The organism is Cytophagales bacterium, from assembly GCA_019456305.1.
GTDB lineage: Bacteria > Bacteroidota > Bacteroidia > Cytophagales > VRUD01 > VRUD01.
The window spans coordinates 1,114-17,341 of the sequence record VRUD01000088.1 but is presented as its reverse complement, the minus strand read 5'-3'; the positions used below and the strand labels follow the sequence as shown (position 1 = coordinate 17,341).

7 protein-coding genes and 1 pseudogene (1 of these 8 cut by a window edge) are annotated in these 16,228 nt (G+C 41.2%); 3 read left to right on the top strand and 5 right to left on the bottom strand.

The annotated features are described in order from the left end of the window. Together FVQ77_15170 and metG are read right to left on the bottom strand one after the other, a co-directional pair. Nucleotides 1–271: hypothetical protein (locus FVQ77_15170; protein MBW8051644.1), on the bottom strand; the 271-nt coding region annotated here is incomplete at its 3' end. Nucleotides 272–601: 330 nt separating this feature from the next. Further along, nucleotides 602–2,296, bottom strand: a complete 1,695-nt coding sequence (gene metG / locus FVQ77_15165; GenBank protein ID MBW8051643.1) for a methionine--tRNA ligase — start codon at nucleotides 2,294–2,296, stop codon at nucleotides 602–604. 230 nt (nucleotides 2,297–2,526) lie between these two features. Here metG and FVQ77_15160 point away from each other — a divergent pair, with 230 nt between their 5' ends. The 3 genes from FVQ77_15160 (at nucleotide 2,527) to FVQ77_15150 (ending at nucleotide 5,761) form a co-directional block, all read left to right on the top strand. Beyond that, entirely contained in the window at nucleotides 2,527–3,339 is an 813-nt protein-coding gene (locus FVQ77_15160) for a transketolase (GenBank protein MBW8051642.1), read from the top strand. An 11-nt stretch (nucleotides 3,340–3,350) separates the two neighbouring features. After that, entirely contained in the window at nucleotides 3,351–4,019 is a 669-nt protein-coding gene (locus FVQ77_15155) for a hypothetical protein (protein MBW8051641.1), read from the top strand. A gap of 266 nt (nucleotides 4,020–4,285) precedes the next feature. Further along, nucleotides 4,286–5,761: a VWA domain-containing protein gene (locus tag FVQ77_15150; GenBank protein ID MBW8051640.1), complete on the top strand. Its 1,476-nt coding sequence runs from the start codon at nucleotides 4,286–4,288 to the stop codon at nucleotides 5,759–5,761. A 137-nt stretch (nucleotides 5,762–5,898) separates the two neighbouring features. Here FVQ77_15150 and FVQ77_15145 read toward each other — a convergent pair whose 3' ends face one another. The 3 genes and pseudogenes from FVQ77_15145 to FVQ77_15135 all read right to left on the bottom strand — a co-directional run. Further along, nucleotides 5,899–12,996: a PKD domain-containing protein gene (locus FVQ77_15145; GenBank protein ID MBW8051639.1), complete on the bottom strand. Its 7,098-nt coding sequence runs from the start codon at nucleotides 12,994–12,996 to the stop codon at nucleotides 5,899–5,901. Between the two features lie 301 nt (nucleotides 12,997–13,297). Next, on the bottom strand, nucleotides 13,298–14,272 hold the full coding sequence (locus FVQ77_15140) for a type IX secretion system membrane protein PorP/SprF (GenBank protein ID MBW8051638.1): 975 nt from the start codon (nucleotides 14,270–14,272) through the stop codon (nucleotides 13,298–13,300). A 228-nt stretch (nucleotides 14,273–14,500) separates the two neighbouring features. Then, a pseudogene (locus tag FVQ77_15135) lies at nucleotides 14,501–16,228 on the bottom strand (T9SS type B sorting domain-containing protein); it runs 1,113 nt beyond the window's last position.

The window sequence follows — 16,228 nt, the reverse complement described above, 5'->3', positions numbered from 1 at the left end:
TTTTTGCAGCAAGGCCATTAAAAAAGAATTCTTCCGCTACATCACCATTGTTGTTGCCAATACCTCCTATCTGTTTATCTAATTTTTTCATTCTTTCCTCAAACAGTTTGTCAGAAATAGCTCTTTCTTTCATTCTTTCCTCAAACCCTTTGTCAGAAATAGCTCTTTCTTCTTCTCTTTCTTCTTCTCTTTTTTTCATTCTTTCCTCAAAACGTTTATCAGATTTAGCAAACATATCCAAAATATCTTGTTTTGTTAGTTCCTTTTTCATTTTTTTTATTGTTAAATTCATACAAATATAAGAAAAAATAAACAAAACCGCAAGTTGCCTAGTACTTAGTTGCATAAGTAATAGTAATTATGACACTCAATTATACTTCTCAATTGTTTGCTTTCATTCGGCTGTAATTCAGTTGTAATTCAGTTGTTAATTCAGTTGTAATTCAGTTGTCAATAGTTTTTTATTTTTTTTTACTTTTTACTTTTTACTTGATCAATTGTATAACCATTGTATTACCATCAAATTACTATTGAATTACTACGAGTGACAATATTGTTTAATTCAACAAAGCATAATAATCCTTATTTATGCAACTAAGTACTACTGTCTGCTGTTAACTTTCTTACTCCCCTTCAACTTCTCCACCTGCTCCTCAATCACCTGATCCTCTATTTTTTCAAACAACAATGTTGGTTCATTTATCTTGTGGCCCTTCGGCAATTTAAGCGTCTCAATGTTCTTCCATTTTAAAATATCCTCGTTCAGGTTCAACATGGAGATCAGTTTCCTTGAAGTAAAGGGCAAAAAGGGTTCCATAATTATCGTAAGCTTTGCAATGATCTGTAAGCAATAGGTTAATATTTCCCCGGCTTCTTTTGTTTTATTTTCCTTTAATAACTTCCAGGGTTCGGTGTCTGACAGAAATTTGTTTCCTGCACGTACTAAATTCATAACTAAGTTCAAAGCATGCCTGAAATTATAGTTCTCTATGGCTTTCGCAACCTCTGTTTTACAGGATACATTCAACTCATTGTCAATATTGACGTCAACAACATACTGATCGGCAGGTACTATCCCATTGAAATTTTTATTCATCAATACAAAAACCCTGTTCACAAAATTTCCCAAAATAGCCACCAGCTCATTATTACTCCTTGCCTGAAAATCCTTCCAGGTAAAATCGCTGTCTTTTGTCTCCGGCATATTGGCACACAAAACGTATCTTAACATATCTTCCTTTCCCTCAAAAACTTCTAAATACTCATGCAGCCATACTGCCCAATTCCTGGAGGTGGAGATCTTTTCCCCTTCCATATTCATAAATTCGTTCGCAGGAACATTGTGAGGCACAATATATTCCCCGTGGGCTTTGAGCATTGCAGGAAAAATAATGCAATGAAAAACAATATTATCTTTTCCGATAAAATGTATCAACCCGCTCTCTTCATCTTTCCAGTATTTTTCCCATTCTTTTGTTAATGCCTTGGTAGCAGAAATATATCCGACCGGTGCATCAAACCATACGTATAAGACCTTTCCTTTAGCATCAGGCAAGGGAACGGCAACCCCCCAATCCAGGTCACGGGTAACGGCTCTTGGCTTTAAACCTTCGTTAAGCCATGATCTGCATTGCCCGTAAACGTTGGTTTTCCAATCATTTTTATGGCCGTCTATCCATTTTTCAATCCACTCTTTTTGAAATTTATCCAATGGCAAATACCAGTGGCTGGTTTTCCTGAGAACAGGGTTCTTCCCGCTCAATACAGACTTTGGATCTATTAATTCTTTAGGACTCAGGCTGGAGCCACATCGCTCACATTGATCTCCGTAAGCATTTTCATTGCTGCAATTAGGGCAGGTGCCGGTAATATACCTGTCGGCTAAAAATTGCTGATTTTCTTCATCATAATACTGCTCATGCTCTTCCTTCGTCAATATTCCTTTATCATACAATTTTTTAAAAAAATCTGATGCCGTTTCATGATGCAGCCTGTCCGATGTTCTGTGATAAATATCAAAAGATATCCCAAACTTCTCAAAGCTCTTTTTATTTAATTTATGGTATTTATCTACTTCATCCTGGGGTGAGATACCTCGTTTTTTTGCTTCCAGCGTAATAGGTACGCCATGCTCATCAGAACCACATATATATACCACCTCCACTTCTTTTAATCGCAGATACCGGACATAAATATCAGCAGGCAAATATGCCCCGGCTATTTGACCGATATGCAAAGGGCCATTGGCATAAGGTAATGCAGATGTGACGATGTATCTCTTAAATCTTTTGGACATGCAGCAAATTAAAATTATTTTTCCGGATAAATTTGTAACTTGCACAAGTTTTATTTGTAGTTTTGTAAAGTTATGTTTTTCAAATCGTAAATATAAAATCACAATTCGTAAATAAAAAAGTGGATATTTCTTCGCCCGTTACCGAAACTAAATTGGAGCCAAAAGACAAAAGGTATGATCTGAGCAGGCGCTACACTACGAAGAACCTGGAGCAATTAAAAGAGATCGCAATGCAGGTTCGCAGAGACATTTTACGGATGACCCACGCTGTACAATCAGGTCATCCTGGCGGATCGCTTGGATGCACTGATTTTTTTGTAGCGCTCTATTTCAAAATCCTCCATCATTCTCCACAGTTTACAATGGAGGGCACCAATGAAGATATTTTCTTCTTATCCAACGGGCATATTTCTCCTGCATGGTACAGTGTGCTTGCAAGATCAGGATATTTTGACGTTTCTGAATTGGCTACTTTCCGGAAAATTAATTCACGCCTCCAGGGACATCCTGCTACACAAGAGCATCTGCCTGGTATCAGGGTCGCATCAGGTTCATTAGGGCAGGGGTTGTCTGTGGCAACAGGCGCTGCCCAGGCAAAAAAGTTAAATGGTGACCAATACCTGGTTTACTCCCTGCACGGTGATGGTGAATTGCAGGAAGGGCAAATCTGGGAAGCAGCCATGTATGCCGCACACCATAAAGTGGATAATCTGATAGCTACTGTAGATTGGAACGGGCAGCAAATTGACGGGCCAAACAACGAAATAATATCACTGGGAGACCTGAAAGCCAAGTGGCTCTCTTTCGGCTGGGATGTGCTGCAAATGTATGGCAATGACCTTGAAGAAGTTTTAAATGGATTGGAAGAATCAAAATCCCACACAGGAAATGGCAAACCCGTTGTTATCCTCATGAAAACACACATGGGCTTCCCGATAGACTTCATGATGGATAATTATAAATGGCATGGCGTTGCTCCTGATGATGAGCAATTGCAGCAAGCGCTTTCGCAACTGGGGGAAACAACTCTTGGGGATTATTAATGACAATTTAATTGCTTTATACAATACCATTATCTATGAAATACTTATTGATCGTCCTGCTGTTTATTAGTTCAACCGGTTACGGGCAATTGTCCATGGATTCGGCAAAGAAAGTGATCGCTTCATACAGGCTTGGCTATTCTACCTATTTTCAACCGTTTGTAGGGCATGAGGGCTATGGTGCCCCTTGGGTTCTTACCAGAGACGGAGGAGCGGCCGCATTCGGTGATGATATGCTTTACAAATTTGACAAAACAGGAAAGGAGGAATGGATGCGCAGGGTTGTGGCCGAGTTTAATGAGCTGGAATCTCAGAGTATGGCAGAGGACACTAAGGGCAACTTGTATGTCTTTATGCTTTCTTATGATTCAAAGCGCTACAGGGGTGGCTCCGAGCGTGTGCTTTGTTATGATAAAACAGGAAAGCTTTTATGGGATAAAACCCTGGGCGCCTATACCCTGATGAATAATCCGATTGTCTCTTACATACGCCCGCTCGAAGATGGGCGCATCTATATGCGTGGCCATGTCGTTAAAGAAAAGCCGTTTGAGGGCAAAGATCCTATATACCGCTACTGGGAAGGTTGGCTGGATAGTGCGGGAAAGCTTACCGGGAAAGCCAACGAAGAAATTGACTGGGGTAAAGATGAATGGCAGAAAAAATTCAAGCCGGAGGAGTAAAATTTGATTGACATGTTAAAAAAGCAAATTATTGAAGCAAAGAGAGATGCAATTAATAAAAGGGCAAAGGAAGCGATAGATAATTATAAAAAAGATAAAGCAAAAACTGGTACAGCAAAAGAACTATTCAAAGACCTTGAAGGTGATGAAGTTATCATGGGATAATAAATTCAAGGGCTCGTTTAAAAAGAAGACAGAGAGAAATCCCAAGCTTAAACAGCAATTCCAGCAAGCAGTTGAACTATTCACAAAAAATCCTTTTGATTATGAAGATTTTTTTAAAAAAGATCAACTTCTTATTACTTTTATCATTCTCAATCTCTATTGCTGATGTTGAAGCTCAAAGCAGTAGGGAAGTTCCCAAAAAAACCAGGATATTATTTCTCCTTGATGCTTCCGGCAGCATGCTGGCGAGATGGGAAAAGGACCTGAGAATTAATACAGCCAAAAAATTACTTTCAGATATAGTTGACTCTTTAGAACAGCGGAAAAATTTACAATTAGCGCTGAGGGTTTACGGACACCAGCATCCCAAAAGGGTCAAAAATTGCAAAGACACAAAACTTGAAGTTCCATTTTCACCCAATAATCATGAACAAATTAAAAAGAAGCTGAAATTAATTCAGCCCAAAGGCGTAACCCCCATTGCATATTCAATTGAACTGGCTGCAAACGATTTTCCTGAAGAAAAAAATACCAGGAATGTGATCATCCTGATCACCGATGGACTGGAATCCTGTAAAGGAGACCCTTGTGCCGTATCGCTGGCTTTACAGAGAAAAGGTATCATTTTAAAACCCTTCATTATTGGAATCGGAATAAATAAAGATTTTGCAAAATCCTTTGATTGTATGGGCGCCTATTTCGATGCCTCTAATGTGAAAAATTTCAAAGGTATCCTGGATAGAGTCATTCAGAGAACTTTATCTGAAACTACGGTAACCGTAGAGCTGCTTGATATTAATGACAAACCAACAGAAACCAACGTTAATTTAACTTTCATTAACAATTTTACAGGGCTGCCTGCTTATGACTTTATACATTTTTTGGATAAAAACGGCAAGCCTGATATTGTTGACATTGATGCTGTACTTGACTATGACCTGGTCGTTAACACTGTCCCTATGGTTATTAAAAAGAACATTAAGCTGAAACCGGGGATAAACAATGTAATAAAAGTAAAAACACCCCAGGGTAGCTTGTTAATTAAACAGGATGGCTATAAAAAATATGGGACCGTTTTAAATGCAATTATTCGTGCTACCCCCGAGTACTCGGGGCCGGATAAGAGTGAGAATGATGGTACGACTATACGCTCAAATGGGAGGTCAGAGATCTCGATAAAATCGGGGCAAAAAACCTTAAATATTCAAAAGATCGGGACAACGCAAAAATACCTTGTAGGAAAATATGATCTTGAAATTCTCACGCTTCCGCGTACCTATTATAATGATGTAGAAATAAATCAAAGCGAAACTAAGAAAATAACCTTAAGACCGCCAGGTGTATTGAATATTTCGGAATCTATAATTGGCTATGGAAGTATTTATAGTATTGATAAAGGGGGGAACCAGCAATGGATATATAACCTGGAAAATTCCAAAACCAACTTAGCCATGCAGCCGGGCAATTATAAAATAGTATTCAGGGCCAAAGGTTCATTTGGCAGTTTCTCAACTGATGTGAAACATTTTAGTATTCGATCCGGGTTGACTACTACGGTGAGATTGTTTAGTGAATAATGATAGGATTAGTTGTCAGATTATTCGTATAATCTGATAAAGATTTGGCTTTTCGTAACTAATCAGTCGGCAGTCCACAGCCGACAAAAAACAAATTGCCGATTGCCGACTGTGGACTGCCGACTGATTAGTTAAGGTTATTTCGCAATAGTAATACTCCTGTTTATTACTTTATCTGTTGTAAATAATTTAACCGTATACATTCCAACAGCTAAACTTCCCAAATCCACTTCTTGTGTGATATTTTTAATATCAGAAAACAATTTTGTAAATACTGTTTCTCCTAAAACATTATATATCTCTATTTTAATATCGTTAGCTTCGTATAATTGTATTTCAAAAGTAAATACTCCCGTTGAAGGATTGGGATAAATTTCGAATGTAATGTTCAAATCAAATTCTGTAATTCCCAAAGGCGGTTCGGTTACGATAACACTCAAAGCACCCTGACAGCCATTAGAATCTGTTACAGTGACCATAAATGTATCTGCTCCTAAACCGCTGATGTCTTGTGTGGTATCATTACCAGGACTCCATAAGTAAGTGTAAGGTCCCGTTCCACCGGTTACATTTATATCTATTGCCCCATCACCGCCTCCATTCACAGATACATTGGTTACAAAAGCAGTATTAACTACAATTACAGCAGGCTCTGTTATTAGTACATTTGCGGTGTCTGTGCATCCATTTAAATCTGTTACTGTTGCAATATAAGTTCCTGCACATAAACCAATTGCAGTGGAATCAACCTGGCCTGAAGGGGTCCATAAATAATTATATGGAGGAATTCCTCCGGAAGGAGTTACCGTTGCAGAGCCATCACATGCGCCATTACAGCTCACATCCGTGCTGTCTGAGATAAACGAAGTTAAAATTGGCGGTTCGGTAAGGGTTACGCTTGATGTTGTGATACAGCCATTGCTATCAGTTACAGTTACACTATGATTTCCTGCACATAGATTAATTGCAGTAGCTACAGTCTGACCATCAACCCATAACCAGGTATAAGGTGATGCTCCGCCCAGGGCTGTTACAGTTGCACTTCCATCACAAGCTCCAAAACAGCTTACATTTGTACTGGAAGTAATGCTGGATGATAATCCCCCAGGGCCTGTAACAGTTACGCTTGAAGTTGCTGTACATCCGTTAGCATCAGTAACTGTAACATTATAAACACCTGCACATAAATTGATCGCTGTTACTGTAACTTGTCCATCATCCCACAAATAAGTATATGGGGTAGTACCTCCTGCTGCCGAAACTGTGGCATCCCCGTCACAAAGCCCGCAACTCGTATTGGTTACTCCTGTAATGTTGGAAGTCAATGCTGCAGGGCCGGAAATTGTTACCCCGCCTATGGCGGGGCAACCATTAGAATCGGTTACGATAACATTATAGTTAGTTGCACACAATCCTGTTGCTGTTGCTGTAGTTTGTCCAAGCAGATCATCCCATAAATAACTATAAGGAGTTATACCTCCTGATACACTAACTGTAGCCTCCCCATCACATGAGCCACTGCAGCTTTCATCTGTTCCTGTAGTAGGTGCAAGTAAAGCACCGGGTTCACTAATAGTGACGATATCAGATGCTATGCAACTATTTGAATCAGTAACTGTGGCTGTATAAGTACCTGCCGGTAAGCCAGTGGCAGTTGCAGTGGTTTGATTGAGAGGGTCATTCCACTGATAGGTGTAGGGTGGTGTTCCACCGGTAGCGCTTACTGTTGCTTCCCCATCATTGCCACCATTACAGCTTACATCGGTGAATAAAGGAATAGAAACAGAGGGCGCACCGGCATTGTTCACCGCTACTATATCTGAAACCGTACAACCATTCGAATCCGTAACTAATACGGTATAAGTTCCTGCAGATAGCCCGGTAGCAGTATCGTTTGTTTGTGACAAAGGATCATCCCACAAGTATGTGTAAGGCGCAACACCATTAGAAGCAGAAATAAAAGCCGTTCCATTTGTATCGCCACATATTGCATCCGTGCTGCCAGGGGTTAAAGTAATTGCAGGTGGTTCTGTGATCGTTACAGTGGATGTGTCATCACAGCCGTTGGCATCAGTTACAACTACATTGTAGATTGCGGCACACAATCCCGTTGCTGTATCATTGGTTTGAAACAATGGGTCATCCCATTGAAAACTGTAAGGCGCTGTCCCTCCAACTGCTGAGGCCATTGCATCACCATCACACACACCATTACAACTGGCATTAGTACTTCCGCTGATAGAAGATATCAATACAGGCGGTTCAATAATGGTAACGCTTGCTGTATCATTACAACCAACAGCATCAGTAATGATCACATTATACGATCCGGCACATAAGTTAATGGCAGTAACCGTAGTTTGTGAAGCAAGGTCATCCCATTGGTAGGTAAATGGAGCAGTGCCTCCTGTAATAGCAGCGGTAGCATCCCCGTCACAGCTTCCGTTACAGTTTGTATTGGTAGATGAAGAAATTGAAGCTGTACCTCCCGGAATATCGCCTACAGTAACTGCTGCACCTGCTACACAGCCATTGGCATCAGTAACAGTTACTGAATAGGTACCTGCCGGTAAATTAGCAGCACAGGAAGCAGTTTGAAACCCAGCAGCGCTGTCCCATAAGAAAGTATAGAATGGAGTTCCGCCTGATGCAGAAACACATGCCTGGCCATCAGCCTGTCCGCAATTTGCGTCCACTGCTGAGGGAGTTAGGATCATCGGTGATGGTTGGTTAATCGTTGCAACATCTGTAGCAATACAGCCAACAGCATCGGTAACAGTAACACTATGGCTGCCAACTGCTAAAGTTATTGCAGTATCAGTTGTCTCGCCATTATCCCACAGATAAGTGAATGGTGCATTACCCCCTGTCATACTAACGGTTGCAGAACCATCTGAGCCGCCATTACACGATACATCAGAGATCACTGAAATAGAAGCAGTACCTGCAAGCAGATTATTCACACCTACTGAGCCTGAGTCGCTGCATCCTATAGCATCGGTAACTACCACGCTATAAACACCTGCAAATAAACCTGTAGCTGTATCAGTAGTTTGGCCCAAAGAATCATCCCACAAATAAGTATATGGAGAACTACCTCCTGAAACAGAGACAATTGCTTTGCCGTTAACGCTGTCACAGGTGGCATCTTCACTGCTCATGGAGAGCGCTAAAGCAGGTGGTTCAGTGATTGTTACGCTTGATGTGTCATTGCAGCCATTGTTATCAGTTACTATTACATTATAAGAAGCTGCGCATAGATTTATTGCAGTGGAATCGGACTGAGTTAATGGATCATCCCATGCATAAGTGTAAGGTGATGTGCCTCCGGCCGGTGTAACGGTTGCTGATCCATCACATACCCCGCCACAACTGGCCATGGTTGAATCAGAAATACCGGAAGTTAAAAGTGGAGGTTCACCAATGATTGCTGTGGATGTATCGGTACAACCAATTGAATCGGTAACAACCACATTATATGTTCCTGCGCATAAGCCTGTTGCAGTAGTCGTAGTCTGTGAGCCCGGATCATCCCATTGATAGGTAAACGGTGTATTATCACCGGAAGCAGAGGCTGTGGCAAATCCGTCACAAACACCGTTACAGGTTGCATCGGTTGAGCTTATAATACCGGAGTTCAACACCGGTTCAGTAATTGATACTACTGAAGAATCCTCGCAACCATTATTATCAGTAACGATCACTTGATAGGCTCCAGCACATAATCCAACAACTGTATCGTTGGTTTGTGCCGATGGGTCATCCCATAAATAGTTGTAAGGAGTTGTACCACCGGATACAGATACAATGGCTTCCCCATCACATACACCCGGACAGCTTGCGTTTACTGAACCGGCAATTGAAGAAACTAACACAACTGGATCAGAAAGCGTAACAAGGGAATTAGTGGTACAACCAAACGCATCTGTTATAATTACTGAATAAGTTACACCACCACATAAGCCCGTTGCTGTTGAATCAGTACCTCCTGATGGAGACCATAAATAAGCATAAGGCGAAGTCCCTCCGGATGGAGTAACAGTAGCTGTTCCATCACAGATCCCATTGCAACTGATAGGGGTACTATCCGTAATGCTGGATGTCAATGCAGTGGGTTGTGTCAAAATAATATCTGTCGTGTCTGCACATCCGTTCGCATCGGTTACGATCACACTGTATAATATCCCTGCACATAGCGTATCGGCTGTTGAATCGGTCTGCGTTAACGGATCATCCCATTGATAGGTGTAGGGTATAGCGCCACCTGATGGTGTAACGGTAGCCGTACCATCACAAAGTCCAAAACAAGTGATATTGGTACTATTGGTGATGCTTATAATCAAAGCCAGTGGTTCATTGACCGTATCACTGGCAGAAGCCTGGCAATTATTGCTATCGGTTACGGTAACGGTATAAACGCCTCCGGCCAGGCTATCGGCTATAGAATCTGTTTGAGCCAATGAGTCATCCCACTGGTAAGTATAGGGAAGTGTACCTCCTGTTGCAGAAGCTATCATAATACCATCATTATCTCCAAAGCAGCCTACATCTATAACAGAATCTATTGTTACGGTAGGAGCTCCGGCATCATTCACTATTGCTGTGGCAGAATCCTGGCAGCCGTTGCTATCTGTAACCATTACCTGATAAGTTCCGGAAAACAAACCAATGGCTGTATCAGTAGTTTGCGAAAGAGGATCATTCCATAGAGGGCTATAAGGAGGAGTACCGCCCGAAACAGTCACCCAGGCAACACCATCAGGAAAACCGCAAGTGGCATCTATGCTGCCGGTGGTAAGCAATAGAGGGGCAGGTTCTGATATTACAACTGCTGTGTCTGAAGCAAAACAGAAAATCGAATCCCACACTAATACACCATAAGTAGCTGGACATAATCCTGTTATTGTTTGGGTAATCTCGCCCGTGTTCCAGGAATAGTTATAAGGAGGAAAGCCGCCAGCAGGATTTGCTGTAGCTGATCCATCACATGATCCAAAACAGGAAACATCAATAACAGTCGTTGAAACTGAAAGATCACTTATCGGTACCTGCTGAGTGATAGAACTTGCACAGCCGCTCAGAACAGCCGTTAGCGTAACATTGTAAGTACCTGCTGCTGCATATATATGCCAGGGGTTTTGCTGGGTAGAGGTATCCCCATCTCCAAACTCCCATGACCAACTTTCAGGCAGTGGATTGGAGGCATCGGTAAAGTAGTTGGTATCACCTAAACAACCCATCGTAAAAGCAAAATCTGGATTTGTTCCGGATTTTACAGTTAGCTCTTTAAAAACCGTATCATTTCCGCAAGCGGAAAAATAGATAAAAGTTACTGTATAAGTTCCACTGGTATCATAAGCATGAGAAGGATTTGTTACGGTAGAGCTGTCCCCATCCCCAAAGACCCATAATACATTTGCAGTATCAACCAAAAGAGGGAATACGGAAACCTGAAAGTCAAAAGCTTCAGCCGGACAGGCAGATGAAGGTGATGTGGAAAAATTTGTATTGGGCGGCCCGGCATCAAAACTTACGTTATAAACTCTGGAAAAGGAAGCGCTATTGCCGCATCCATTAGATGCAGTCAAAACAACGGTGTGAGTTCCCGTATCAGCAAATATATGGACAGGATTGGGGTCATTAGAAATACTGTCGGGGCCAGCTAACGGGTCATCGAAATCCCAGAAGCTATTGGTGGTATCGGAGCTGTTATTATCAAAGAAAACCGGTGTTCCAGGACAAATAGGGTTGAAAAAAGGGAATGGATCGCTCCAATAGAAAGCAGAAATAGGTACATCAGTAAATCCTATTACATCTTTTTGTACGGTATCCTGCCCGCCACAAGAGCTTGTAGCAATTAAGGTAACGGTAAAAGTATCCGGCTCATCAGGAAATTGAAAAATCCAGGGGAATCGATGCACAGTATTACAATTACTGTCTAATGGACTTCCGTCCCCAAAATCCCATAAACAAGTTTGTGAATTTGTGCTGGTATTTTCAAAATAAACATCACCACTATCACCTATTGGTATGCAAACCATAGGCGTTGCCGGATACCTTTGAAAATCCGCAATGGGCGCTGCATTGCTATCCACTATGATAACAGATATGTCGTTTGCAGAATTTCCACAAGCATTCGTACCTGTGAATACTACATTATAAGTGCCGGTATCAGGAAAGGTATTCGTGGGATCTTGCAGGAAAGAAACATTACCATCATCAAAATCCCATAAATAGTCAATAAGCTGACTGCCGCTTCCTGAAAAATAAACCGTGGCTCCGGGGCAGATAGTGGCTGATACAGGTAAAGCAGAAACAGAAGGCACCAAAGTAGAATCAACAGTAATAGCCACTGAATCAGAATCGCTGCTGCAATTATTAGTGGTAATTAACAGCGCTGTAAAGGTATCAACTGCTGTGTATGCATGAGCAGGATTGGTAGCTATAGAGGTATCTCCATCACCTAAATCCCATAAATATGAATAGGAAGGGTCAGGACTGGTACCCAAAAAACTAAATACTGTAAAATCCACCGGAAAACCAGGGCAAACAGGGTTGGGGGATGCAGAGATAAAGACAGCAGGTGGTGTAGTTGTATCAACGGTTACAAAAGTTACAATAGAATCACTACCACATACATTATACCCCCTTAACCATACAGAATAGGTACCGGTACCAGCATAAGTGTGTTCAACATTGAATATTGTGGAGGAATCACCGTCATCAAAAGTCCATAGAACAGAATTTGCAGTAGGGGAAAAAATTGGGTCAAATTGTATAGATTCTCCCAAACAAGCTGGATTTGGTGCAGGAGGAAAAATGAAAAAAGGAAATGGGGGCGCTAAAATAATTATTGTTTGAGTAGCAACTGTTGTATCACCTGGAAAAAAACTAATGGTGGTTAACGTTACTGTAAATGTACCACTGGTAAAATAGACATGAGCCGGATTGGTAGCTATAGAGGTATCTCCATCACCAAAATCCCAATTATAGGAAGCTGCAAAATCACCGGTTGAGGTAAAAAATACGCTGTCTCCTACACATATATCACTGGCAGGGGTATAAGTAAAATCTACTGTGTGTAGTGCCTTTGATTGAAAAGGTAGCACCGCAAAGAGCAGAGCGCAGAGCCCCGCTATCTGGCGGGGTAGAATACATACAGCATTGTGCTTTGTACTTTGTGTGCTGTGCTCACAAAGTGCAGCAGTAAACGAGGATAGGGTAAAATTTTTCATGATGCCCTATTGCTTTTTTTTAAAAGTGATTATAATAATTAGAAACTTTATAAAAATAAAAATGCCACTAAATCACCAAAGTACTAAATCCCACAAAACCCTGAAAATCAATTAGTTAATTTTTAGTGGGATTTTGTGTTTTTGTGCTTTTGTGGCAAAAAAGACTTTTTAGAGTGGACTCTAAGTTTAATTGGCAAATATACAAAAAATCATATCTTATCAAGTTTTTTTATGATTTTTTTTTGGAGGGGGACTGCTTGGTTATCAGTGAATTAAAAAAAAATAGATACTATTTCCCATGTCAAAAAAACCTCGGACACTTAACCTTAGTTTTCCATAAATTCAAATCGGCCGAGATAAAAATTTCGTGGGAGCCTTTACTATGTTTTCGGATGGGATTCAAAGTGAGATCAAACGCATAGCCTGCTTTTAACTGGTCGGTAAAATTAAATTCGGTGAGAAATACTATCCCATTTTTCCATCGGAATGAAGTACCCACCCATAGCTTACCATAGAAAAGAAAATTAGTGTTTATATCAACCGCAAGAGGAGCGCTTTTTACATATTTTATCAAAAATGACGGTTTAAAAATGATAAATTCATTGACCATAAAAGCATAACCTGTAGTTAAAATAAAATGCCGGGACAAGTGCCCGTCAATTTTGTCATTCGCTGAATCAACCGCAATACTGGGCCTTGATAAATGGGTGATGGCAGCGCCAGCATAAAACATATCGGTGTAATAGTATAATCCAAAATCAAAGCTGGGTAAGAGCTTTGTATCTTTATTGTTGGTATAAGATGTAGTTTTATCGGGATAATCAATTTCATTCCAATCAATACTATACTTGAAAAAGCCGGCTTTCAGGCCCATTGACAACTTTCCTTCCCCTATAGTCAAACGGTAAGCGCCTGAACCAAAGATGCCCAAACTGTTGCTTGGGCCTATATTATCATTGATCAGGTTTAATCCAACACCGATCTTTTTATTTTCTAAAGCACGGCTTTTTTTTCTTTTATCAGAATTTTTTCCTACAAGTATAAGGGGCATGTGTGCGCTAAAAGTTTGGGTTGAAGGCGCTCCGTCAAATCCGAACCATTGACTTCTGTGCAGCAAAACCATACTTAGCGCCTCCCTGCTGCCGGCATAAGCCGGGTTTAATACCAGCGGATTGAACATATACTGGCTGTACAAGGCATCCTGCTGTGAGAAACAGTTGACAGCAGGCAGTATGCAACAGGCAACTGTAATCAATATGATGATAAGTTTTTTCATTTCTCTAAAATTTATCCATTTTTCTTTGTAATTTACGCTTAATAGAATTAATATCCAAAATAATTCTTAATTTTTATTTTATTGCCTTTATTTCTCATCACTATTCGTCCCGACAAGATCGGGATTTCGCTGATGCTCAATCTGACCACTTTCCAACACAAATTGCGACCCCCGTTGAATAAAAGAAATTCAACGGGGTAAACTTAGTGGTCGGACGATGCCGCCCTTCTATCGTGTAACATTCAACCAACCCGTAAAAACCTTATCTCCTCTGTCAACGATATAGAAATAGGTACCATCCGGCAATGGATCACCTTTCGTATTTGTTCCCTCCCAATCATTATTATAATCAGCAGATTTCCATACCAGGTCGCCCCACCTGCTGTAGATGGTTGCTTTTAACTCAACATTTTTAAAACTCCCCTTAATTATTACCCACGTTTTATTTTTACCATTGCTGTTAGGCGTTATTCCGGTAAATATGTGCCATTCATCAAGGCAATCTTCTCCAGGATCTAAGATTAGTTGTACCATAGCAGTATCAATACAACCATTAGCATCCGTTACAGTTACAATATATAAGCCAGCAGACAAATCGGTTGCAGCGTATGTTGTTTGAACAAGAGAATCATCCCAAAGATATAAATAAAATGGAGGGCCTCCACTAAATGGAGTGCCACCACTCACTTGTACATTTGCAGAACCATCAGCGCAATTTGGCCCGCTTTCTTTCGTAAAAGAAGTTGTAAGGGATAGCGCAGTTGGTTCAGAAATAGTAACACTATCAATATCAATACAACTGTTTAAATCGTAAACAGTGACCTGGTAATTTCCCGCAGTTAAACCTGTAGCGGTAGAGCCGGTTTGTCCTATAGGGCTGCCAGAGCCATCAAACCAACCATAGGTACCACCACCAGGTGTAGCAGTTGCAGAACCGGTTGATCCTCCATTACAAAGCACATTTGTAGAAGCTGTAATACTTACCAATGGAGACGAATTTACAGTTAGAGTTGTGGCAATTATCGTATCACACCCTGTAACAGGAGTTAGTGTATCGTAATATGTTCCTTGTAACGTTACCCATGAACCGTTAGGCAACTGTATGCTGTCGCCCTGGCAGATGGAAACAGAATCATAAATATTGTAAATGGAATCAACAGATAGCGTAGTTTCGATAACACTGTCGCATCCGGTAATGGTGGCCAGCAGCGTATCGCTGTATATGCCCGCACTCGTTACCCATGATCCGCCCGGTAACTGTACGCTGTCGCCCTGGCAAATAGATGCGGAGGCAGTAATAAAGTAACCCGAATCAACAGTAACGGTCATAGTGATAACGCTGTCGCATCCGGCTATGGTGGTTAACGTATCGTTATAGATTCCTGCTGACGTTACCCATGAACTATCGGGTAGTTGTATGCTATCGCCCTGGCAGACAGAAGCAGAGACAGTAATGTTGTAAATGGAATCAACAGATATGGTAGTCGTGATAACACTGTCGCATCCGGCAGCGGAAGTTAATGTGTCGTAATATATTCCTGCTGACGTTACCCATGAACCACCGGGCAACTGTAGGCTATCGTTCTGGCAGATGGAAGCAGAGTCAGAACTGGTGAGAATAGAATCAACAGATAGCGTAGTTGTGATAACACTGTCGCATCCGGCAACGGAAGTTAATGTGTCGTAATATATTCCTGCTGACGTTACCCATGAACTATCAGGTAGTTGTATGCTGTCGCCCTGGCAAATGGATACGGAGGCAGCAATAAAGTAAACCGAATCAACAGTAACGGTGGTAGTGATAACGCTGTCGCATCCGGCTATGGTGGTTAACGTATCGTTATAGACGCCTGCTGATGTTACCCATGAACTATCAGGCAGTTGTATGCTGTCGCCCTGGCAAATGGATACGGAGGCAGCAATAAAGTAAACCGAATCAACAGTAACGGTGGTAGT

Bases quoted from the DNA above. Each gene is read 5' to 3' on its own strand.
- FVQ77_15140 (MBW8051638.1), bottom strand. From the start codon at position 14,272: ATGAAAAAACTTATCATCATATTGATTACAGTTGCCTGTTGCATACTG.
- FVQ77_15145 (MBW8051639.1), bottom strand. From the start codon at position 12,996: ATGAAAAATTTTACCCTATCCTCGTTTACTGCTGCACTTTGTGAGCAC.
- FVQ77_15160 (MBW8051642.1), top strand. From the start codon at position 2,527: ATGCAGGTTCGCAGAGACATTTTACGGATGACCCACGCTGTACAATCA.
- metG (MBW8051643.1), bottom strand. From the start codon at position 2,296: ATGTCCAAAAGATTTAAGAGATACATCGTCACATCTGCATTACCTTAT.
- FVQ77_15150 (MBW8051640.1), top strand. From the start codon at position 4,286: ATGAAGATTTTTTTAAAAAAGATCAACTTCTTATTACTTTTATCATTC.